Source organism: Oricola nitratireducens (assembly GCF_014904745.1).
GTDB classification, from domain to species: Bacteria; Pseudomonadota; Alphaproteobacteria; order Rhizobiales; family Rhizobiaceae; genus Oricola; species Oricola nitratireducens.
On record NZ_JACZCS010000031.1, the window covers coordinates 98,647 to 120,246 of the forward strand.

Sequence of the window (21,600 nt, forward strand, 5' to 3'; positions counted from 1 at the left end):
GACTTTTTTGCCGGCGGCGCGGGTCGACGCATCCCGACTTCGGCTATCCGCCCTTTGCCGACGTTCGATCTTTACATAGAAGCAGAGCTTCTGAAGCATAAATAGCTTTTAGCCCCAGACCTTCGCCGAGGCCGCGTCAAAATAGTCGACCTTCAGTGCAGGAAAAGCCTGCGGTCGCAGCCCGACGATGCGATCAACGTTGGAGTGGATTGCCTGGTTCGCCTTGCTGGACGGGTCGCCGTAAAGGCTGACAAACAGGTGAGCGATCTTCCCATTTCCAATCATGTTCAGAACATGAGCGTCATTCTTCGCGAATGAGTGGCCATAGACGAAGAGAGCCGTGCCATCCCTCGATTTCGTCTGGCACACCCCGGCGAAGCTCTTAAAATTGTGGTGCAAATACGCGCTGTGCTGAATTTTGGTCAGCTTTCTCTTGCTATCGCCTTCGGCCACGAAGACGGGGAACAAGTTCTTCTTGAGCGCTTCATTCGCTTGATCGACCAGCGCCTTGCCGGTGTTCACCCACGTGTATTTCTGAAGCTGGTAACCGGCATCAAACAGGTGAAGCGCGCCGTGCAGATAATGAATGTTCTGATCACGCGCGGCTCCTTCACCCTGCCATTCCACGTAAGGCGCGTCATAGTCCTCTTGATCTTTGCGGAAGCCATCATCGTGGTTCAGCGCAATGCGTGCCAGTACGTCTTCCTCTTCATGCATCAACGCCCAATAGAGCAGCAGGTCGTAGTTCATGGTGTAGATTTTGCCGTTCGCTCCTTCGCCCACAAAGTTTGAAAGGAAGGTGCGGCAGGCGGTATAGCGCTCATCGGCGATATCATTTGGTCGCGCCGGATGGCGGCCGGCAACGGCTTGGATTAGGTCGGTTTTGAGCTTTTCGGCATCGTCCAAAAGCAACTTCTTGGTCGTCACGAATTTAGGCCGATAGACGCTGACAATTGCAGCGGCGTGTTGCAGCGCACGAATGACCTCCTCGAAGTCCTGCGTGCCCATCGCCGCGAATATTGCAGCCAACTCCTTGGACATGGTCTTCTTCGCCTCTTCGAAGAGAGACCCATAGTCAAAGATGTCCGGCTTGCAGGCAATGCTGAAACCGTTGCCAAGCAGAAGGTGCTTCTTGCCGTAGGCGTCGGCTTTTGTGAGTGCCTGACTGAAGTCGAGAAGTTTGACGGTCATGGCACTTTTCCCTCCACGACAGCCTTGAGAAAGCTGACAATGAGCTTGTTGGCCTCGGCATTGCTGAGGTTCTTACTGCTGAATTGGGAAATGCGAGTTTCGCGACCTGAAGTCCTGTTTGTCTTAAACGCTGCGACGCAAGCGTTCGCTCCGCCCGCGGGCGTGTGTTCGAACCTATAAGTGTGCCGGACATCTTCACCGCTGAGCATGCCGGTCGCATCAATCGTCCAGTGCCCCGCAAATGACAGTTTTTCGAGCGCCCGTCGCATCTCCAAAGCAGACTGAAACCGCTTGGCGGGATCGGGATCGATGGCCTTCATGACGGCGCGGCAAACCGCGTTTGGGATGAATGGCGGAAATTCTGCACGGTTTATCAGCGAGCCCCGGGCAAGGGCATTGGTATAGGCTGCGCCCCCAAGCGAGTTGAACTTCGCTTCAAGTGCGCCTAGGCCTACCAGCAAACGGAAGAGCGTCAGGCCGGTCTGAAAGATATCGGTGCGGGCCTCAATCCCATTGCCTGCGACCGTCTCGGGTGCGGCATGAAGCACATACCAACTGGATGGCTGAACAGCTGCACCGTTGGTGGAAATCCCGACGATCCCATAGTCGGCGAGTTTTGCCTGACCCTGCGGACCACGCAGAATGTTCTGCGGTTTCACATCGTTGTGGAAAAAGTTGTGCAGATGCAGATGCTCCAGCCCCTGAAGCATATCGATAACGGTGCGCAGTGCTGTGGGTAAAGTTAGGAAATTCCCGGGATTTGCGAGAGTCGTAATCGACCCGTCCGGGAAATAATCCATCGCTATGACGACTTTGTCGTCAGTCGCCACATCCGCCTGATGCACGCGAACAAGATTGTTGTGCGTGAAAGCGTGCCCGACTTGCGCCTCTTGCAAACGCTGATCGATGCCGATACCGGCATTTAGAACCTTGATCGCGTATTCGTGGTTCACCGCTTGGTCCTGCGCCAGCCAAACCTCACCGAAAGAACCGCGCCCAATGGGCCGCACCAGCCGGTACTTATTGTAAAAGGTAGTGCCATTCGTGATTGGCATGGCTACAGGTGCGAGACTCATGGGTTTGTCGCTCCCCACCATGCGGCAATGACCGCGTCAGCCATCTTGCTGTCCCAGTAGCGTGTCGTCTGACCGACACGCGCAATGGCATGGTCGCGAACCTGAGCGCTTCTTGTGCCGAGAGACGTGTAAATCTTCGTAACGACCGGCTTGTTGTGTAGGCCGCAATAGAGAAGCAGTGCGGCTTCCTGATAGGACGCGACACGTTTCGCGTTGTTATCACCCTGTGTGAATTCGCCCTTCTTGATCACAACACGATCGATATTCGGATGTGTGTGAAAAATTCGCTCAAACTCACGATAAAGCCAAGTCACCTTTGCGGCTTCCTCGGAACAGTCAGCAGGGAAGCGCAGGCGACTTTCCGCGTCTGCATTGAGGAGCACGAACGGTGCCGCAGCGCCATTGACAATTGCATAGCGCGGTGTCGTCGGATCGCTCCGGAAGCCTAAGACTATCAATAAATACACCTCTCTAGACTTTAGCTTAGCGCTACAGAGAGGTGAATAATATATTCTTATTAGAATAAACCGGTAATAAGCTAAATTTTACACCAGTCAACTATTTGGCACCTAAACCGACATTGGTCGATTGGTACACGAACGGTAGCTATCCGCCCGTTTCGGTCATCGGCAGGCATGGCGAAAACCTCAACGCGCCCGGACCGGCGGAAACGCCACGAAAGATTTTTCTTCGGCCATCTTATCCACCGCCCCCCGCCTCCGCTTACCCTTGCCGAATGACGAACGCGCAAGGAAGCACGATCAACTGGGACAGGGCGATTGCCCGCAACCGCGATGCGCTTCTGCGCATTCTCGCGGCGTTGTTCGTCATGACCGATCTCGCCGAAGGAGCGACGGCAGCGACTATGTCGCGCTATCTCCACAACCACATCCTGCGCATTCTCCGTGCGGCCGAATCCGCCGTCCGCCGCCTGATCGTGATCGCCGCGCGCGACCTTGTTGTAGTGGTGGCGCCCCGCAAACAACCCACCACACCATCCACAACAACAACAACAACAACAACAACATCCGTCCCTGCCTTCACGGGCCTTCCCCTGCTCGATCCGCGCAAGCGCTTCGATTTCCGCCCGCGTCGCCGCTGCGCGAAATCCTTTCCGCGCATCACCTTCATCGGCCTGACCGAGCCGACGCCGATCCCCGAGGACTGGATTCCCTCGCCCGACGACGCGATCGACGCCACCCGCCTCCGCCGCCGGCTCGCCGGGCTGAAACGCGCCCTGGACGACATTCCCGGACAGGCCAAACGTCTCGCCCGCTGGAAAGCGAAGCGCGATCTCGGGTTGAACCGCAGCAAGTACTTCTCGCCGATGCGCCCCGGCTGGCCGCCCGGCCGCCGCAAGCGGGCCTTTCACGAAGTCGACGACGTGCTCGCCGAGTGCCACGCGCTGGCGTTGTCGCTGGAACGGGAAGACACGTCGTGAGCGGCATGATCCAGAACACGTCCATAATATCCGGCTTGGCGATCAGGCGCGGCGCTGATGCCGCGCGCCCACTCTCCCCCCTTGTGGGGGAGATGCCCGAAGGGCAGAGGGGGGCCTCCGATATCGGCGCCAGCCCCCCCTCTGTCCGCTTGCGCGGACATCTCCCCCCGCGAGGGGGTGATTGGAGCCGCATTGCCGACCCCGCATCCCATGTTATGGTCGCGGTAACGCCACGGGAGAAGAAACCATGCTGCCGCTGTTCGACATGTTCACCAACGCCCAGAACGGCGACGCGATCGCCCAGATGGCACGCCAGTTCGGCCTGACGCAGAAGCAGACCGAGGAGGCGCTGGCGGCGCTGATGCCGGCGTTTTCGACCGGGCTGAAGCGCAACGCGTCCGATCCGATGGGCGTCGGCGCCTTTCTGCAGGCGCTCGCCGGCGGCAACCACGCCAAATATTTCGAGGACATGAGCAGGGCCTTCACGCCGTCCGGTGTCGAGGAAGGCAACGGCATTCTCGGCCATCTGTTCGGCTCCAAGGATGTGTCGCGCGCGGTGGCGGCGCAGGCGGCGCAGGCGACCGGGATCGGCCAGGAGATCCTCAAGCAGATGCTTCCCGTGATCGCCTCGACCATGATGGGCGGGCTCTACAAGCAGTCGACCGGGCAGATGAACGCGATGCCGGGCTTCGGCGCGGCGCAGGGCAACGTTATCGGGCAGGTGATCGAGCAGATGATGCGCCAGCAGGCGGAGATGGCGAAGCGGATGCAGCCGCGCGCAGCCGAGCCGGAACCGGCGCCCAACCCGTTCGACAATCCGTTCGGCAAGGCGCTGGAGCAAATGTTCGGCGGGGCGGCGCGCGAACCGGAACCGAAAAAGCAGCCGGAGGCCGGCTTCAATCCGATGAACCCGATGGACAATCCGCTCGGCCGGATCTTCGAAGACATGATGAAGACGAGCTTCGGCCAGCAGGCGCGCGCGCCCGAGCCGGAACCCGAGCCCGAGCCGGAACCGCAGAAAAAGGATCCCTACGGGGAACTGTTCGGCGAGATGTTCGAGACCGGGCGGCGCACGCAGGAAAACTACCAGCGCTCGATGGAATCGATCTTCGACACCTATTTGAAGGGGATGCAGCGGCAGCGCTGAAACCGCCGCTGCGCCGGGAAATCAGGGCTGGCGCAGTTCCGGCGCGCCGGTCGCCATGTTGGTGCCGACATAGGGCAGGTTGTTGGCCTTCCAGGCGCCGAAGCCGCCTTCCATGTGGGCGATCCTGTCGAAGCCGCCTTCGAGGCACATCATCGCGATGCGCCTGGAGCGGACGCCGGAGCCGCAATAGAAGACCACCGGGCGGGTTTCGTTGCCGGGGATGTTCTTGACCTTGAGAAAGGACATCGGCGCCAGCATCGCGCCGTCGACATGCTCGAACATGTACTCGGCGGGCGTGCGCACGTCGATCAGCACGATTTCGCCTTTTTCATAAGCGGCGGCGACTTCCTTCGGCGTCCAGGTGTCGAGCGTGCCGCTGGCCAGGTTTTCGGTCTGCATGATGATTGATCCTCGGTTGGGGGTCTTTCTTGCTGGGCTTTTGATATATTCCGAATTCGGTATGTAATTGGGACGCGTCTGTCAAACATCCAGTGCGCAGCCAGTATTTTTCCGCCGACGCCCGCGCCTTGACCGGCGCAACCGGTTCGGCGTTACTGGCGCCATGGCAGATGCAGAACAAGGCGCCGATTCCCCGCGCTCGAACATCACCGAATATTCGGTCTCGGAAATCTCGTTTGCGGTCAAGCGCACCATCGAGGACCGGTTCGACCGGGTGCGCATCCGTGGCGAGGTCTCCGGCTATCGCGGGCCGCATTCCTCGGGCCACGCCTATTTCACGCTGAAGGACGAGAAGGCCCGCATCGACGCGGTGATCTGGCGCGGCGCGTTCTCGAAGCTCGCCTTCATGCCGGAGGAAGGGCTGGAGGTGATCGCCACCGGCAAGCTGACGACCTATCCCGGCTCGTCGAAATACCAGATCGTCATCGACAATATCGAGCCCGCCGGCGCCGGCGCGCTGATGGCGCTGCTCGAAGAGCGCCGCAAGAAGCTCGCCGCCGAGGGCCTGTTCGACGAGGCGCGCAAGCAGCTCCTGCCCTACATGCCGCGCGTCATCGGAGTCGTCACCTCGCCGACCGGCGCGGTCATCCGCGACATCCTGCACAGGGTCAACGACCGCTATCCGCTGCACGTCATCGTCTGGCCGGTGCGGGTGCAGGGCGAGACTTGCGGTGCCGAGGTCGCCAACGCCATCCGCGGTTTCAACGCGCTTGACGGCTCGGGCGGCATCCCGCGCCCGGACGTGCTGATCGTCGCGCGCGGCGGCGGAAGCCTGGAAGATCTCTGGGGCTTCAACGAGGAGGCGGTCGTGCGCGCGGCGGCGGACTCGATGATCCCGCTGATCTCGGCGGTCGGCCACGAGACCGACTGGACGCTGATCGACCACGCGGCCGACATGCGCGCGCCGACGCCGACGGGCGCCGCCGAAATCGCGGTGCCGGTCAAGGCGGAACTGGAAGCGACGCTGGCGCAACTCTGGGCGCGGCTGCGAAGCGGCATCGGACGGCTTTCCGACCGCAAGCGGGAGAGCCTTCGCGCCGCGGCGCGCGCCCTGCCCGCGCCCGACGGGCTTCTGGCGATGCCGCGGCAGCGCTTCGACGCGGCCGAGTTCAGGCTCGGCCAAGGGCTGAAGGCGAATGTCACCGCCAAGCGCAGCGCCTATGCGCTCGCCGCCGGCAAGCTCAGCCCGAACCGGCTCGCCGCCGTGCTCGACCGCGACCGGCGCTCGCTCGAACGGTTCGAGCGCGACCTGCCGCGCGCCCTGCTGCGTGTCGCCGACCGCAAGCGCGAGGCGCTGAATTTGCGCGCGTCGCGGCTGAGCGTTTCCGGCATCGACCGGCAGCGCCGCCAGGGCGCCGACCAGATCCGGCTGTTGTCGTCGCGGCTCACCCGCGCCCTCGATCTCACCCTGTCCGACGCGCGCACGATGCTGGAGCAAAAGGGCCGGCTTCTGAAAAGCCTCTCCTACGAGGCGGTGCTGGAACGCGGCTTCGCGCTGGTGCGCGACGACAACGACAGGCCGGTCAAGCGCGCGGCGCAGGTGAAGAAGGGCGCATTGCTGACGATCGAGTTCGCCGGCCGCGAAAAGGTCGGCGCGATCGCGACGGACCCGGCGACACCGGGCGGATCCAAACCGGCGCCGGCGAAAAAGCCGACGCAGCAGGGCGACCTGTTCTAGGGAATTTCGGAAAATATCGTGGATGGTACGAGCGGGTGGATTTGAACCACCGACCTCTGGAGCCACAATCCAGCGCTCTAACCAACTGAGCTACGCCCGCACAAAGGTATGGTGCAGGCGCACGCATACCGGTCATCAAATCAATTTGCAAGACCGTTTCGGCGCGGTCTGGCGGGCAATATTCAAAAGAAAAAGGCCGGACGAATCCGGCCTTTCCTTGAAGCGTCCGACCACAGGGAGGAGGAAGTGGCGGAGCTGAATGCCTTAGGCGGCCTTGATGGAAGCCATTGCCTTTTCGGTGGCAGCCTTGACCGGAGCGGACAGCGCATCGACAGCTTCCTTGGAAACGGTCTGCATTTCCTTGGCCTGGTCGACGGCCATCTCGGCCTGCTTGCGCACGAAGGCGCTCTGGATTTCGAAAGCTTCGGCAAGCGACTTCACGCCGATCAGCTTTTCGAGGTGAGCAAAGCCGGCTTCGGTGTTGGCGCGCATCGCGTTGATGGCGGCCAGCGACAGCTTCGAGCTATGGGCCTGAGCGGTTTCCATCGTGGTTTCGACGGTCTTCTGGGCGTCTTCCACCGACGTTTTCATCGTTTCGTAGGCTTCCTTCGACTTCGCGAGACCCTGCTCGGCAAAGGTGCGGAACTGGTCGGCGAACGGAGCGGCGTCCATGGCCGGGAAGGCAAAGACGTCGGCGGTTTCAGTGGTCTGGTTAGCAGCTTTGGCCATGTCACAATTCCTTCGGGTTTGTGTGTTGTTCAAGTCTGTGTGATGAGTTCAGCTGCAATCAATATAGCACGTTTTTTGTGCATTGCAACATAATGCTGCACTGCACAAAACGCATGGCACCATTGCGTTCTGTTATTAACTACATATGAAACTTGAACCGGCTTCGGACCCCGCTACGCTGGACGCCCGCAAGGCGAAATGGCAATTAATCTTTTGTTAACCGCCCCGGGGCACCCGTATTGAGTATCCGCAATGGCTGAAGCCGGCACATCCTATTCGTTCATCGACATCGCCGCGTGGGACGGCGTGCGCGAGAATTTCCTGTCCGGCAAACCGATTGCCGTCTTCACGCAGGATCTCGGCACGCTGCTGTGGGCGAACGGGCGCGCGGCGACACTGTTCGGCTTTTCCTCGATCGGCGAGTTCGAGGCTGAGGGTCCCGACGGCATGCGCATCGCGCTGCGGCAGGTCCAGTCGGCCGCGTCACGCGCCGCCGAAGGCGAGGAAGTCCGCACGCTTCTGCGGATCACTTCGGGCATGAGCAGCAAGTTGCTGCCGGCGCATATCCGGCGCATCCGCGGCCGCGACGGCACGCCCTGCATCATGGTCATGATCGATTCCGGCGAAACGGACAACGCCGAACACGATGCCGCGCTCGCCGCGATTTCCGGCCTTGCAGCCGAAGGCGCCGGTGCGGCCATCGTCGACGCCGAGGGCGCGCTTGTCGCCGCCGACGCGCTGTTTTCGGGCCTGTCGTTTCCGGCCGAAGCCATCCACAAGCTTGTGCGCGACGTGCGCGGCGAGGAAGACCGGCTGGTCAAGCGCCTGGTTTCGCCGAAGCCGGCCACACCGGTCGCGGTCGCAATCGTACGGCTGACGGATTCGCCCGCCCGGCACCTGATCATGGCGATCAGGGCGGCCGAGACCGAGGAGGAGCACGAGCCCGCCCCGGCAGCGGTCGACACCCCGGCCGAAGAGGTTTCCGGCGTTACTGCGTGGGAGGAACTGGTCGAGGAAGCCCCTGCCGCCATCGTGGAGGAAACCGTTCCGGACATGATCGAACCGGCACCGGAGACAATCGAACCGGCGCCCGAGACAAAGGCCAACCCCGCGGAACCGGCGTCTCCCTTCGTTCCGGATTTCGAAAATCTGCGCGGCCCGGTCCGCTTCGTCTGGAAGACGAACCGCGATGGCCGCTTCACCGACATCTCGCCGGAATTCGCCTCGGCTATCGGGCCGAACGCCGCCGACATCGCCGGACGCACTTTCGAGGAAGTCTCACGCGTCTTCGATCTTGATCCTTCGGGAGAAATCAGCGCGTCCCTGAAACGGCACGACACATGGTCGGGTAAAAGCGTCATGTGGCCGGTCCAGGGAACCGCGTTTCGCGTTCCCGTCGATCTCGCCGCGCTTCCCTCCTACAACCGCGAACGCGAATTCGAGGGCTATCGCGGCTTCGGCATCGTGCGCATGGGCGAGCGCAATGCCGATCCCGAGGGACTTGGCCTGTCGCTGACGACATCCGGTTTCGACATGAAGCCGGTTGAAACGCCGGCCCCGGAAATGCCCGAAGCGGCGGCGCCCGAACCTGCCACCCAAGAATTACCTGCCACCCAGGAATTACAGGAAGCCGAGACCGCGCCGTCCGATCCGTTCGAGGGCGAAACGCCGGCGCTTACCTCGATCGCGCCGCAGCCGATGCGCCGCGAGAGCGACAAGATCATCGACCTCAATTCCAAGCGCCGCAGCCAGCCGCCGGGGGAAGCGCTCAATCCGAGCGAACAGGCCGCATTCCGCCAGATCGGCGACGTGCTCGGCTGGGCGCGCGTGAAAAAGGAAGAAAGCGAGAGCGCCAGGCCGGGGGAACCCGAAGTCCCGCAGGACACCGCCTCGCCGAAAGAGCCTGCCGAAGAGACAGAGGCACCGGCGGAGGGCGATGACTATATCGCGGCTTTCGAAGACGATGCACTGCCGGCCGCGGCCCCCGAGACCGCCAGGAGCGAAGAAACCGCTGCCCTGGAAGACGCTTCCCCGGAAGAAGAGAAAGCAGCGGCGATCGAGGCGCCATCCGCGCAGGCAGTAGAGCAACCGCCCCATGAAGAGCCGCACGACTACCTCCCCTCGGCTTTCGCCACCGGGCATCCGGGGCATGGCGAGGAAACCGACGGCCTGACACCGTCCTTCCTCGACGGCCTGCCGTTGCCGGTGCTGATCCACCGGGACGACGAGGCGCTCTACGCCAACGATATCTTCCGCGAAATGAGCGGATACGCGACACCGGAAGCGCTGAACGCGGCGGGCGGGATCGACGCGCTGTTCGCGGGCGAAACGGCCGGCGACGGCGTGCTGACGCTTGTCACCGCCAGCGGCAAGACCGTCCCGGCGCGCGCGCATATGCAGGCGGTGCCCTGGCACGGGCGCACGGCGCTGATGTTCGCCTTCGAGCCGCAGGAACAGGCCGGCGACACCGCCGCCGACACTGCCGGCGAGGCCGCGGAACGGCAGGCGTCGGAAGCCGCCGAGCTGCGCGCGATCCTCGATACCGCGACCGACGGCGTCGTCGTGCTTTCCGGCGATGGCGTCATCCGGTCGATCAACGGATCGGCCGCCGCGCTGTTCGGCTATTCGAACGCGGAAGTCGAAGGCAACAGCTTCAGCATGCTGTTCGCGCATGAAAGCCAGTCGGCCGCGCTCGACTATCTGAACGGGCTTGCCCACAACGGCGTTGCGAGCGTCCTCAACGAAGGCCTTGAAGTGCTCGGGCGCGAGAAGAATGGCGGCTTCCTGCCGCTGTTCATGACGATCGGCCGGCTGGAAACCTCGAACGGCTTCTGCGCGGTCGTCCGCGACATCACGGCATGGAAGCAGACCGAGCAGGCGCTGCGCGACGCGCAACGCAACGCCGAGGACGCTTCGAGCCACAAGACGGAATTCCTGGCCAAGATCAGCCACGAGATCCGCACACCGCTCAATGCCATAATCGGCTTTTCCGAACTGATGGCCGAGGAGCGCTTCGGCCCGATCGGCAACGAGCGCTACAAGAGCTATCTCGCCGACATCAACAAGAGCGGCAAATACGTTCTCGATCTCGTCAACGACCTGCTCGACATCTCCAAGATCGAGGCCGGCAAGCAGGAACTGGAATTCGAAAGCGTCTCGCTTAACGAGGCGGTGGCCGAGGCGGTCGTGATGATCCAGCCGCAGGCAAACCGCAACCGCATCATCATCCGTTCCTCGCTTGACGAGGACCTGCCCGATGTCGTTGCCGACGCGCGCAGCCTGAAGCAGATCGTGCTGAACATCTTGTCGAATTCGGTGCGGTTCACCCATTCCGGCGGTCAGGTGATCATCAACACGAGCTACAATGCCCGCGGCGAGGTTGTCCTGCGCATCAAGGACACCGGCATCGGCATGTCGGCAAAAGAGATCGAAACCGCGCTGCAACCGTTCCAGCAAGTGGCTTCGCTCGGCCGGGCGCGCGGCGACGGCACCGGTCTCGGCCTGCCGCTCACCAAGGCGCTGGTGGAAGCCAACCGCGCCGAATTCGCGATCCAGTCGGAACCCGGACGCGGCACCGCCGTCGAGATCGTGTTCCCGCCGTCACGCGTGCTCGCAAGCTGAACCGAAACAAGCTTCACGCAAAAAAGAAAGGCGCCGAAAGGCGCCTGAATGTTTGACTGCTGGAGTTACGAGCGGCTCAGTCATAAACGAATGAACAACTTAAAACCTGTTACGAGACAATTAACGAACGCTCCTTAACAGGCAGTTAACGCGACCCGCCAAGTGTATGAAAGCGACACGAAACCGGGCACTCGTGGTTAATTTATGCGCGCTCCGGCCGCAGGGATATCACCCCTGCAACGCGGGCAGGTCGCGGTAAAGATCGAGCGCCTCGGGATTGGCGAGCGCCTCCCTGTTCTTGACCGCGCGGCCATGGACGACCTCGCGCACGGCCAGCTCCACGATTTTTCCCGACTTGGTCCGCGGAATGTCGCTCACCGCCACGATGCGCGCCGGCACATGGCGCGGCGACGCGCCGGTGCGGATCTTGGTGCGGATCGCCTTCTCCAGTCCCTCGTCGAGCGTGACATCGGGAGCGAGGCGCACGAACAGCACGACGCGCACGTCGTTGTCCCACTCCTGGCCGATGCACAGCGCCTCGAGGACCTCCGGCATCTGCTCGACCTGGTTGTAGATCTCGGCCGTGCCGATGCGCACGCCGCCGGGATTGAGCGTCGCGTCGGAGCGGCCATGGATGATCATGCCGCCATGCTCGGTCCATTCGGCGAAATCGCCATGGCACCAGACGTTGTCGAACCGATCGAAATAGGCGGCCTTGTATTTCGCGCCGTCGGGATCGTTCCAGAAGCCGACCGGCATCGACGGGAACGCCTTTGTACAGACGAGTTCGCCCTTCCCTCCGGTGACCGGCTTGCCGTCGTCGTCCCAGACCTCGACCGCCATGCCGAGGCCCGGCCCCTGGATCTCGCCGACATAGACCGGCAGGATCGGCACGCCAAGCACGAAGCAGGAGACGATATCCGTGCCGCCCGAAATCGACGCCAGATGGACGTCTTTCTTGAAGGCTTCATAGACATAGGAAAAACATTCCGGCGACAGCGGCGAACCGGTCGAGGAAATGACGCGCACCGCCGACAGGTCATGCGTTTCCATCGGGCGCAGCCCTTCCTTGCGCACGGCGTCGATATATTTCGCCGAGGTGCCGAAATAGGTCATGCGCTCCTGTTCGGCGAAGTCGAACAGCACGTTGCCGTCGGGCGCAAACGGCGACCCGTCATAGAGCAGCAGGGTAGCGCCGCAGGCGAGTACGGAAACGAGCCAGTTCCACATCATCCAGCCGCAGGTCGTGAAGTAGAATACGCGGTCGCCGGCCTTGTTGCCGGCGTGATAGCGATGTTCCTTCAGGTGCTGCAGCAGCGTGCTGCCGGCCGAATGCACGATGCATTTGGGAATGCCCGTCGTGCCGGACGAAAACAGGATGTAGAGCGGGTGCGCAAACGGCAGCCGCTCGAAATGCAGCGGCTTTTCCTCGTGACGGCCGAGCACATCGGCGAGCGGCTCGGCATTCGGCAAATTGGCCGCCGTCGTCCCGGCGCGTCCGAGATAGTCGACGATGACGGTGTTCTTCACCGTCGGCAGACCGGGCAGAATCTCGCCGAGCTTGCCGGCGATGTCCTGCTCCTTGCCGTTATACCAGTAGCCGTCGCAGGCGATGAACAGCACCGGTTCGATCTGCGAGAAGCGGTCGAGCACGCCCTTCGGGCCGAAATCGGGAGAACACGACGACCAGACCGCGCCGATCGAGGTCGCCGCGAGCATGGCGGCGACGGTTTCCGGCATGTTCGGCATCATCGCCGCGATACGGTCGCCCCTGCCGATCCCGAGCGCGCGGAAATGCTGCTGCAGCCGGGAGACCATGGCGCGCAGTTCCTGCCAGGACAGCCGCCGTTCGACCTTGTCCTCGCCGCGAAAGACGATGGCGTCGCCCTCGCCGGCTTTCGCCAGCAGGTTCTCGGCGAAATTCAGCTTCGCATCGGGGAAGAATTGCGCGCCGGGCATCTTGTCGCCATCGACAAGGATGCGCTCGCCCTTCTCGCCAACGACGCCGCTATCGTCCCAGACAAGCGACCAGAAATCCTCCCGGTTTCCGACACTCCAGGCGTGAAACTGCGCGAAATCACCGGCCGGCGCCCCGAAACGAGTCCGCGCGGCCTGCATCAGTTTCGTCATGGCCGCATCGCGGACCGAGGCTTCGCTGGGCGTCCAGAGCGGCGTCGGCATCGTCATGTTCTTCTCCCGTATATTGCGTTGTGCACAATCTGGTAATGTGCCGTGTCACCAGCAGCAAGCCTTGAATTGACCGCGCTTCCGTATAGGCTCCGGCCAAAAGGCGGGAAGGCCGGAGGCACGGCATCCGGCACAACAAACGGAACGGGCATGACTACACGGGCGGCACGCATCGGTCTTTGGCTTGCTGCCGCGTTCGTGATTCTGGTTCTCGGCGGCTGGATGCTCCTGCCGCTGTTCGTGTCGAGCGAATTCGTACGCACGGCGATCGAACGCGAACTCGCCGACATCACGGGACAGCAGATCCGTGTCGGCGGAAATGTGGATCTCGATCTTTTCCCGAGCCCGATCGCCCGTGTCTATGATCTGCATGTCCCGCGGGACCCCGACAGCGCCGGCAATCAGCGGCCGGATTTCCTGGTCGTCGACGAGGTCGAGGTCGCCATTCCGATATCCAGCCTGCTGGTACGCGAACCTGCATTTTCACAATTCCGGCTGATCCGGCCGACCATGCGCATCGTCATGGACCGCGACAACCAGATCGATGCCAGCGACATGGGCGGGCGGCTCGGGCGCGCGATTTCTAAACTGCAAGCGAATACTGGCGAAACACAGGCCGGCGAGAACGGGACGTTCAACGACGATGCGGCGTTGCGCCACCTGAGGTTCGGGACCGTGACCGTCGAGAACGGCACGGTCGAATTCGTCGGAACGTCCGAGGATACGCCGGAAACGATTACTGCGGTCAACGGCAGCGTGTCGTGGCCGCGGCTGACAGAACGGCTCAGCGCATCGGTAAAGGGCATCTGGCGCGGCACCGCCTTCGAGCAGAAGATCGATATCGACAATGCCATCCATTTCTTCGCCGGCCAGATCACCGATGCCCGACTCGGCCTGACAAGCGACACGCTGACCTACGCGTTTGACGGCAAAATGAGCGCGGGGCCGACGCCTTTCGTGGAAGGCGCCGTGACGATGAGCACGCCGTCGCTGCGCCAGGCGCTTGAATGGCTGCAGGCCGGCATTCAGCCCGGCTCCGCCGTCGGCAATGTCGGCCTGAAGGCGACGATCCGGGGCGACGCCAGGAAGATCCGGTTCGAAAATCTGGAGCTGGCGTTCCAGGGCGGCTCCGGCATGGGCGTGCTCGAACTCGCCTTCAAGGACAACGCCAAACCGGCGATGACGGCAACGCTCGATTTCGAGCAGGTGGACATCCTGTCGTTCCTGTCGGCATTCGCCGGATTTCCGGGCGTGACGGACGATTTCGATGTGCCGGTCTCGCCGTCCTTCCTCGACCAGCTCGATGTCGACCTGCGGCTGTCGGCGGCGAGCGCGAAGGCCGGCAAGCTGCAATTCACCAACATCGCCGCCGTCACGCAGATCAGGAACGACAGCGCCGTTTTCGAAATGCCGGACGCCACCGCCTATGGTGGCAAGGTGCAGGCGCAACTGAAGATCGCGCGCGACAAGGGAGCGCTGACCGCCTCTTTCGGCGTGACATGCACCGACGTCAACAGCGCCGCCGTCGCAGACGCGCTGTCGCTTGGCGGGCTTTTCCCGCGTGGCCCGACGTCGGGCAATCTGAACGTCACCGCGCCGCTGGAAAACTGGAGCGATCTCTTCAAGCGCGCGACCGGAAAAACCGAGATCAGGATCGCCAACGGATTGATCAACGGCGTCGGCTTCGAGACGCTCGGCGGCAACAGCGAACCGCAGACCTTTTTCCGCCTGCAGGACAACGCCCAGACCAGCGATGTCTTCTCGACGATGAACATCGACGCGATCATCAAGGACGGGGTGATCATCATCGACGGCGGCACCATCGAGTATCCGGACGGCACGGTCCAGCTCAACGGCGTCATCCCCTACGGAACCGCCAGTATCGCCCTGACGACCATCGCCGAGCCGCGCGCGGGCGACGGCGATGCCCCGGTGATCCAGCATTTCATCGGCGGGTCGTGGAGCAATCCCTACGCTACGCCGGTGCTGCTGCCGCATAACGCCCAGTAAGCGGAAGTTAACAGACCCTGAATGCCATCGTGGCGATTTTAAAGAGTTTTTAGCCCTTTCGGCGATAATTGAACCGGTTTCACCGGGGGCACGGGTCTCGTTGTTTCAATTGCTGTCGATGGTCGTGAAGATTGCGCTCGCGTCGCTTTTATGCGGCGCGCTGCTGTCGGCCTTTGACCTGTCGGCGGCCGAAATGCTGCAAAAGGTCGGGATGACGCCGGAGAGGATCCTCGAAATCGTCCGGACCGCTGCCGGCTGGGCCCTGCCCAACATGGTGCTCGGATCGATGATCATCGTTCCGCTGTGGTGCATCGCCTACATGCTGCGGCCGCCCCGCGGCTAGGTCAGGACCTAGCTCATTTCCCGCGCGGCCCGGGCGTCGAGCATCGCGCGCCGCTTGTTCATGATGCTGGCGATCAGGACGCCGGTCGTGACCAGGGCGATAAGGATCGTGCAAACGGCATTGATTTTCGGGGTCACGCCAAGCCGGACCTGACTGTAGATCTTCATCGGCAATGTCGTCGCGCCCGGGCCGGAGGTGAAGCTGGCGATCACGAGATCGTCGAGCGACAGCGTGAAGGCGAGCATCCAGCCCGAAACGACCGCCGGCAGGATCACCGGCAGGGTGACCTTCATGAAGGCCTGGAATGGCGTGCAGCCCAGATCCTGGGCGGCCTCTTCCAGCGAGAGGTCGAAGGTGACGAGGCGGGACTGCACGACGACGGCGACGAAGCACAACGAGAAGGTGATGTGGGCAAGCGTGACGGTCCAGAAGCCGCGGTCGAAATTGATGGACACGAACAGCAGCAGCAGCGACAGGCCGGTGATCACGTCGGGCATGACCAGCGGCGCGTAGACCATTCCGGTAAAGAGCGTGCGGCCGCGGAAGCGCGAAATCCGCACCAGGGAAACCGCGGCGAGCGTGCCGAGAACGGTCGCCACCGTCGCCGACAACAGGCCGACGCGCAGCGTCACCCAGGCGGCGTTGAGCATACTCTGGTCACGGAAGAGTTCGCCGTACCACTTGGTCGAAAAACCGGCCCAGACCGTCACCAGGCGCGACTCGTTGAACGAATAGATGACGAGCAGAACGATCGGCAGATACAGGAACGCGAATCCGAAAACGACCGAGGAGATGTTGAACCACGACCAGCGTCCCGTCATTTGCCTGTCTCCGTCGCGCGGGCCTGCGCGTTCTGGAACCAGACGATCGGTACGACGAGGACGACCAGCAGGACCGTCGCGATCGCCGAGGCCACGGTCCAGTCGCTGTTGTTGAAGAACTCGATCCACAGCGTCTTGCCGATCATCAGCGTGCCCGATCCGCCCAGAAGATCGGGGATGACGAACTCGCCGACGGCAGGAATGAACACGAGCAGGCAACCGGCCAGAATACCCGGCACCGCAAGCCGGGCGGTGATCTTCCAGAAGGCGGCGATCTGCGTGCAGCCGAGGTCGCGGGCGGCCTCGACGAGCGATTCATCCATCTTTTCCAGCGTCGAATAGATCGGCAGCACCATGAAGGGCAGATAGGAATAGACGATGCCGATATAGACCGCCTTGTTGGTGGAGAGGATTTCCAGCGGCGTGTCGATGACGCCGAGCCAGAGCAGCAGCTGGTTGAGCAACCCCTCCTGTTTCAGGATGCCGATCCAGGCATAGACGCGGATCAGGAAAGAGGTCCAGAACGGCAGGATGACCAGCATGAGCAGGGTCGGACGCAATCCCAGCGGCGCGCGCGCCATGCCGTAGGCGAGCGGAAAGCCGATCAACAGCGTCAGGATCATCGAGACGAATGCGATCTGCAGGCTGGAGAGATAGGAATTGATGTAGAGCGAATCGCTGAAGAGAAAGGTGAAATTCTCGAAGTCGAACTGCGAGAGCTTGTCCCAGATCACCGCCCAGCTGTCGGTGTAGCTGAACTGCGGCGTGTAGGGCGGCGCGCCGTATTCGAGATCGGACAGCGCGATGCGCAAAACGATCAGGAACGGCAGCAGGAAGAAGAACAGCAGCCAGACATAGGGAATGAGGATGACCAGCCGGTTGGATATGGCGCGCAGCATGATCGTCACCGGTCCAGAACAACGCCGGCGTCAGCGCTGAACGAAAGCCAGATGTGCTCGTCATATCCGATCGGATCGTCGACTATGCGCGACTGGTTGATCATCGCCGCCTGGACGACCTTGCCGGACTCGAGGCGTATGTTGACGATCGTCATGTCGCCAAGATAGCCGATATCCCAGACTTCGCCCTTTATCGCATTGTCGACTCCGTCCGGCTTCTCGCGGCTGACCCGCATCTTCTCCGGCCGGATCGCGAACCAGGCCGTCGCGCCATCCGCAGGGGCGTGGGAGCGGACCGCACCGACGAATTTTCCGTCAGGACCGTCAATCTCCACATGCCCGTCGCCGGAGGAGACGACCTTGCCTTCCAGGATATTCACGGAGCCGATGAAATCGGCAACATAGCGCGAGTTCGGCGCCTCGTAGATCTCCGCGGGCGTGCCGGTCTGCGCGATGATGCCCTTGTCCATGACGGCGATACGATCCGACATGGTCATCGCTTCCTCCTGATCGTGGGTAACGATCATGAAGGTAAGACCCAGTTGCTGCTGAAGATCCATCAATTCGAACTGCGTTTCCTCGCGCAGCTTCTTGTCGAGCGCGCCGAGCGGTTCGTCGAGGATCAGCAGTTTGGGCCGCTTGGCGACGGAGCGGGCAAGGGCCACGCGCTGGCGCTGGCCGCCGGACAGCTGGTGCGGCTTGCGGCGCGCGAACTCCTCCAGCTTCACCAGCTTGAGCATCTGCGCCACGCGTTCCTCGCGCGCGCTCTTCTCCATGCCGTCCTGACGAAGGCCGAAGGCGATGTTGTCGGCAACGTTCATGTGCGGGAAAAGCGCGTAGGACTGGAACATCATGTTGACCGGGCGCTTGTGCGGCGGCACGCCCTTCAGCGGCTGGCCGTCGAGATAGAGTTCGCCCTCCGTCGGCTCTTCGAAGCCGGCGAGCATGCGCAACAGGGTCGTCTTGCCACAGCCGGACGGTCCGAGCAGCGAGAAGAATTCGCGCTCGTAGACATCGAGCGAAAGATTGTCGACGGCGGTGAAATCGCCGAACCGCTTGGTGACGTTCTTGAAGGAAATGTAAGGCTTGGCGCCGGCGTCTTCCCAAGGCGTGAATGAACGCCGAATGCTCCCGAGCGATGGCATGATGGATCCTACCCTGTCGCAAACATGAAAAACCCCGGCGCGGGAGGCGCCGGGGTCGGTTCGATTACTGGCCCGATTTGACCTCGGTCCATGCGCGGTTGAGAATCCGTTTCTCTTTGGCGTTGTCCGGCGAGACGGTGTAAAGCCGGGAAATCGTTTCCTCGTTCGGGTAGATCGCCTGATCGCCGATCACGTCCTCGTTGAGGAACGGTTTGGAAGCGGCGTTGCCGTTAGCGTAGTAGACGTAGTTCGACGCCTTGGCGATCACTTCCGGCTTCATGATGTAGTTCAGGAACTCAAGCGCCTCGTCGACGTTCTTGGCGTCGGACGGGATGGCCATGTTGTCGAACCACATCAGGGCGCCCTCCTTCGGGATGATGTACTCGACATTGACGCCGGCATCGGCCTCGGCAGCGCGGTCACGCGCCTGCAGGACGTCGCCCGACCAGCCGACGGCAACGCAGATATCGCCGTTCGCGAGAGCGTTGATGTATTCCGACGAGTGATATTTGCGCACATAGGGACGGATCTTGAGGAGCAGTTCCTTGGCCTTGTCGATCGATTCCTGATCCTTGAGATCGGGGTCCATGCCCATGTAGTTGAGCGCGGCCGGGATCATTTCCGTCGGCGCATCCAGCTCGAAAATGCCGCAATCCGCGAGCTTGGCCGCGATCTCGGGGTTGAACACAAGGTCCCAGGTGTTCAGTTTGGCATCGTCGCCGAGCCGTTCCTTGACCATGTCGACATTGATGCCGATGCCGGTCGTGCCCCACATGTAGTTGATGGCGTATTCGTTACCCGGATCGTATTTCGCCAGCCGCGCCGAGATCTCCGGGTCCATGTTGGCGAGGTTCGGCAGCTTCGACTTGTCGAGCTTCTGGAAGACGCCGGCCTTGATCTGGTTGGCGAGGAACGTGCCGGTCGGCACCACGATATCGTAGCCGGTCGAACCTGCGAGAAGCTTGGTTTCCAGCACTTCGTTGGAATCGAACACATCGTAGACGACCTTGATGCCCGTCTCGGCGGTGAAATCCGTGAGGATGGAGTCGTCGATGTAGTCGGACCAGTTGTAAATGTTGACGACGCGGTCCTGCGCGCCGGCCGCGACGGTCAGCGCCGCAAAGGCAGCGACGGTGGTGAAAAGCAGTTTCGAACGGATCATCTGATACTCCCTGATGTTCGAGATGTTCGATACGAAGCGGCGTACGGATTGTTCCCTGACAAGCCCCGCCGAAAGACTATTGGGGATTTCGCGACCGCACAAGGATTTTCCACCCTTTCAGACTGCCGCAAAAATAGGCACTCCGCCGCCCGACTCACAGATAGGTCGTGCGTTCGAGCGGCGTGATTTCGGCCCAGAAGGCGAGGATTTCCGCGCGTTTCAGGTCCTTGTAAATCTTGGACAATTCAGGCCCGAGCGCGCGGTTGCAGAACTCGCCGGCCTGGGTCAGCTGCAGCGCTTCGTCCATGTCGTCGGGCAGCTGTTCGCCACCGGCGTGTTCGTAGGCATTGCCTATGACCGGAGGCGGCGGCGTTTCCAGCTTCTCGAGCCCGTCCATCATCGCCTGCAGGATTGCGCACAGAACGATATAGGGATTGGCGTCGGCGCCGGCGATACGGTGTTCGACGCGCCGGTTGGTCTCCGTCGAGGCCGGAATGCGCAGCGCGACGGAGCGGTTGTTTTCCGCCCAGACGGCGCGCGTCGGCGCGTAGGAGCCCGGCTGGATGCGGCGGAAACCGTTCCAGGAATTGATGAAGAGAAGCAGCGCCTGCGGCATGGTGCGGATCAGTTCCGCGATGACCCCGCCGAGGTTTTTCTCTCCCTTCTCGCCCGAAAAGACATTGTCGCCGTTCTCGTCGAGCATGGACGCGTGAACATGCATGCCGTTGCCGGCATATTCGATGAAGGGCTTGGCCATGAAGGTGGCCTGCAGCCCGTGCTTGCGGGCGCAGCCGAAAACGATCCGGCGCAGCATGATGACATCGTCGGCGGCGCGCAGCGGATCGCCGCGATGCTTCAAATTGACCTCGAACTGGCCAGGCGCGGCTTCCTTGATGATCGTGTCGATGGGCAGGCTCTGCGCCTCGGCGGCGACACGGATATCGTTGAAGAGCACGCCGTATTCGTCGAGGTCGTCAAGGCCGTACATGCGCTGACGGTCCGGGCCCGAGGATGCGCCGACCGGCGCCGGCATGCCGTCGTCCCAGTCGGTACCCGGCTCGAGAAGATAGAATTCCAGCTCGAAGGCGACGACCGGGTAGAAACCGCGCTTGGCGAGCGCCTTGGTGATGCGCGCGAGCGCGTTGCGGCAGTCGAAGCGAAGCAGCTCGCCTTCCGGCGTGAAGCCCTGCAACAGGATCTGCGCGGTCGGCCGGTTGGCCCACGGCACGCGGCTCAGGGTGCCGGGCACGGCGCGGAAATAGCCGTCCTGATCGCCGGTCTCGATATGCAGCCCGGTTGCGGCGACCTCGCGCCCCCAGATGTCGAGGCCATGGATCGACATCGGGAAATTGACGCCTTCCTCGAAGGCCTTCTTCAGGCTGTCGGCCGGCGCCCATTTGCCGCGCATGACGCCGTTGGGATCGACGAGCAGGAACTCCACGGCCTGCAAATCGGGATTTGCGGCCATGAAGGTTTTGTATTCTTCGATGTCGGGGGTTTTGTCGAAAGAAGTGAGTTCAGCTGGTTTGACAGACGGCAATTTCGCACCGGGTGCTATTTACGATGTCCCAAAAGGATGCGTTCGGAGCGAATTTGTCAATCCGGGCAAACGGTCGCGGGTCTCTAACGGAAGCCGGAAAATGCGTTTCGCAGCCGGCCGAACAACCGCCGGCAGAAGACGACGTAGCGGA

Annotated in this window: 17 protein-coding genes and 1 tRNA gene; 6 read left to right on the plus strand and 12 right to left on the minus strand. The window is 62.1% G+C overall.

Translation table 11 applies throughout. From position 1 onward, the window contains the following. Positions 1–108: 108 nt before the first annotated feature. From IG169_RS15560 to IG169_RS15570, 3 genes are read right to left on the minus strand one after another with little or no spacing between them, the layout of a single operon-like run. Entirely contained in the window at positions 109–1,191 is a 1,083-nt protein-coding gene (locus tag IG169_RS15560) for a DUF4917 family protein (RefSeq protein WP_193177138.1), read from the minus strand. After that, the gene (locus IG169_RS15565) at positions 1,188–2,267 is read right to left on the minus strand and encodes a serine/threonine-protein kinase (protein ID WP_193177139.1); all 1,080 of its coding nucleotides are present in this window, start codon (positions 2,265–2,267) and stop codon (positions 1,188–1,190) included. The genes IG169_RS15560 and IG169_RS15565 overlap by 4 nt, the downstream gene beginning before the upstream one ends. Beyond that, complete coding sequence (locus IG169_RS15570) at positions 2,264–2,734, minus strand: hypothetical protein (RefSeq protein WP_193177140.1); 471 nt, start codon at positions 2,732–2,734, stop codon at positions 2,264–2,266. The genes IG169_RS15565 and IG169_RS15570 overlap by 4 nt, the downstream gene beginning before the upstream one ends. A gap of 269 nt (positions 2,735–3,003) precedes the next feature. On the opposite strand from IG169_RS15570, the gene IG169_RS15575 reads away from it, so the two are divergent. Together IG169_RS15575 and IG169_RS15580 are read left to right on the plus strand one after the other, a co-directional pair. Further along, positions 3,004–3,708: a hypothetical protein gene (locus IG169_RS15575; RefSeq protein WP_193177141.1), complete on the plus strand. Its 705-nt coding sequence runs from the start codon at positions 3,004–3,006 to the stop codon at positions 3,706–3,708. Positions 3,709–3,955: 247 nt separating this feature from the next. Continuing rightward, entirely contained in the window at positions 3,956–4,855 is a 900-nt protein-coding gene (locus tag IG169_RS15580) for a DUF937 domain-containing protein (RefSeq protein WP_193177142.1), read from the plus strand. 21 nt (positions 4,856–4,876) lie between these two features. Here IG169_RS15580 and IG169_RS15585 read toward each other — a convergent pair whose 3' ends face one another. Then, the gene (locus IG169_RS15585) at positions 4,877–5,254 is read right to left on the minus strand and encodes a rhodanese-like domain-containing protein (protein ID WP_193177143.1); all 378 of its coding nucleotides are present in this window, start codon (positions 5,252–5,254) and stop codon (positions 4,877–4,879) included. Between the two features lie 163 nt (positions 5,255–5,417). Here IG169_RS15585 and xseA point away from each other — a divergent pair, with 163 nt between their 5' ends. Beyond that, positions 5,418–6,992, plus strand: a complete 1,575-nt coding sequence (xseA, locus tag IG169_RS15590) for an exodeoxyribonuclease VII large subunit (protein WP_193177144.1) — start codon at positions 5,418–5,420, stop codon at positions 6,990–6,992. A gap of 23 nt (positions 6,993–7,015) precedes the next feature. On the opposite strand, the gene IG169_RS15595 is transcribed toward xseA, so the two are convergent. Next, a tRNA-His gene (locus IG169_RS15595) sits at positions 7,016–7,092 on the minus strand. 164 nt (positions 7,093–7,256) lie between these two features. Next, positions 7,257–7,721: a phasin gene (locus tag IG169_RS15600; RefSeq protein WP_193177145.1), complete on the minus strand. Its 465-nt coding sequence runs from the start codon at positions 7,719–7,721 to the stop codon at positions 7,257–7,259. A 252-nt stretch (positions 7,722–7,973) separates the two neighbouring features. On the opposite strand from IG169_RS15600, the gene IG169_RS15605 reads away from it, so the two are divergent. Next, positions 7,974–11,342, plus strand: a complete 3,369-nt coding sequence (locus IG169_RS15605; RefSeq protein WP_193177146.1) for a PAS domain S-box protein — start codon at positions 7,974–7,976, stop codon at positions 11,340–11,342. Between the two features lie 228 nt (positions 11,343–11,570). On the opposite strand, the gene IG169_RS15610 is transcribed toward IG169_RS15605, so the two are convergent. Continuing rightward, the gene (locus IG169_RS15610; RefSeq protein WP_193177147.1) at positions 11,571–13,529 is read right to left on the minus strand and encodes an acetoacetate--CoA ligase; all 1,959 of its coding nucleotides are present in this window, start codon (positions 13,527–13,529) and stop codon (positions 11,571–11,573) included. Between the two features lie 150 nt (positions 13,530–13,679). Here IG169_RS15610 and IG169_RS15615 point away from each other — a divergent pair, with 150 nt between their 5' ends. Next, positions 13,680–15,539, plus strand: a complete 1,860-nt coding sequence (locus IG169_RS15615; RefSeq protein ID WP_193177148.1) for an AsmA family protein — start codon at positions 13,680–13,682, stop codon at positions 15,537–15,539. Between the two features lie 100 nt (positions 15,540–15,639). Continuing rightward, the gene (locus IG169_RS15620) at positions 15,640–15,882 is read left to right on the plus strand and encodes a DUF6460 domain-containing protein (protein WP_193177149.1); all 243 of its coding nucleotides are present in this window, start codon (positions 15,640–15,642) and stop codon (positions 15,880–15,882) included. A gap of 8 nt (positions 15,883–15,890) precedes the next feature. Here the strand turns inward: IG169_RS15620 and IG169_RS15625 are convergent, their stop codons facing one another. From IG169_RS15625 to IG169_RS15645, 5 genes are all read right to left on the minus strand, one after another. After that, entirely contained in the window at positions 15,891–16,703 is an 813-nt protein-coding gene (locus IG169_RS15625; protein ID WP_193177150.1) for an ABC transporter permease, read from the minus strand. After that, on the minus strand, positions 16,700–17,602 hold the full coding sequence (locus IG169_RS15630) for an ABC transporter permease subunit (RefSeq protein WP_193177151.1): 903 nt from the start codon (positions 17,600–17,602) through the stop codon (positions 16,700–16,702). Before IG169_RS15630 ends, IG169_RS15625 begins: the two co-directional genes overlap by 4 nt. Positions 17,603–17,607: 5 nt before the next feature. Beyond that, positions 17,608–18,747 carry an ABC transporter ATP-binding protein gene (locus IG169_RS15635; protein ID WP_193177152.1) on the minus strand — a complete coding sequence of 380 codons (1,140 nt, stop codon included), beginning with the start codon at positions 18,745–18,747 and terminating at the stop codon, positions 17,608–17,610. Positions 18,748–18,811: 64 nt separating this feature from the next. Further along, positions 18,812–19,909 (minus strand): polyamine ABC transporter substrate-binding protein, encoded by a 1,098-nt coding sequence (locus tag IG169_RS15640; RefSeq protein WP_193177153.1) that lies wholly within the window; start codon positions 19,907–19,909, stop codon positions 18,812–18,814. 154 nt (positions 19,910–20,063) lie between these two features. Then, positions 20,064–21,377 (minus strand): glutamine synthetase family protein, encoded by a 1,314-nt coding sequence (locus IG169_RS15645; protein WP_193177154.1) that lies wholly within the window; start codon positions 21,375–21,377, stop codon positions 20,064–20,066. Between the last annotated feature and the right edge of the window lie 223 nt (positions 21,378–21,600).

Bases quoted from the DNA above. Each gene is read 5' to 3' on its own strand.
- IG169_RS15560 (WP_193177138.1), bottom strand. From the start codon at position 1,191: ATGACCGTCAAACTTCTCGACTTCAGTCAGGCACTCACAAAAGCCGAC.
- IG169_RS15565 (WP_193177139.1), bottom strand. From the start codon at position 2,267: ATGAGTCTCGCACCTGTAGCCATGCCAATCACGAATGGCACTACCTTT.
- IG169_RS15575 (WP_193177141.1), top strand. From the start codon at position 3,004: ATGACGAACGCGCAAGGAAGCACGATCAACTGGGACAGGGCGATTGCC.
- IG169_RS15580 (WP_193177142.1), top strand. From the start codon at position 3,956: ATGCTGCCGCTGTTCGACATGTTCACCAACGCCCAGAACGGCGACGCG.
- IG169_RS15585 (WP_193177143.1), bottom strand. From the start codon at position 5,254: ATGCAGACCGAAAACCTGGCCAGCGGCACGCTCGACACCTGGACGCCG.
- xseA (WP_193177144.1), top strand. From the start codon at position 5,418: ATGGCAGATGCAGAACAAGGCGCCGATTCCCCGCGCTCGAACATCACC.
- IG169_RS15600 (WP_193177145.1), bottom strand. From the start codon at position 7,721: ATGGCCAAAGCTGCTAACCAGACCACTGAAACCGCCGACGTCTTTGCC.
- IG169_RS15605 (WP_193177146.1), top strand. From the start codon at position 7,974: ATGGCTGAAGCCGGCACATCCTATTCGTTCATCGACATCGCCGCGTGG.
- IG169_RS15610 (WP_193177147.1), bottom strand. From the start codon at position 13,529: ATGACGATGCCGACGCCGCTCTGGACGCCCAGCGAAGCCTCGGTCCGC.
- IG169_RS15615 (WP_193177148.1), top strand. From the start codon at position 13,680: ATGACTACACGGGCGGCACGCATCGGTCTTTGGCTTGCTGCCGCGTTC.
- IG169_RS15625 (WP_193177150.1), bottom strand. From the start codon at position 16,703: ATGACGGGACGCTGGTCGTGGTTCAACATCTCCTCGGTCGTTTTCGGA.
- IG169_RS15630 (WP_193177151.1), bottom strand. From the start codon at position 17,602: ATGCTGCGCGCCATATCCAACCGGCTGGTCATCCTCATTCCCTATGTC.
- IG169_RS15635 (WP_193177152.1), bottom strand. From the start codon at position 18,747: ATGCCATCGCTCGGGAGCATTCGGCGTTCATTCACGCCTTGGGAAGAC.
- IG169_RS15640 (WP_193177153.1), bottom strand. From the start codon at position 19,909: ATGATCCGTTCGAAACTGCTTTTCACCACCGTCGCTGCCTTTGCGGCG.
- IG169_RS15645 (WP_193177154.1), bottom strand. From the start codon at position 21,377: ATGGCCGCAAATCCCGATTTGCAGGCCGTGGAGTTCCTGCTCGTCGAT.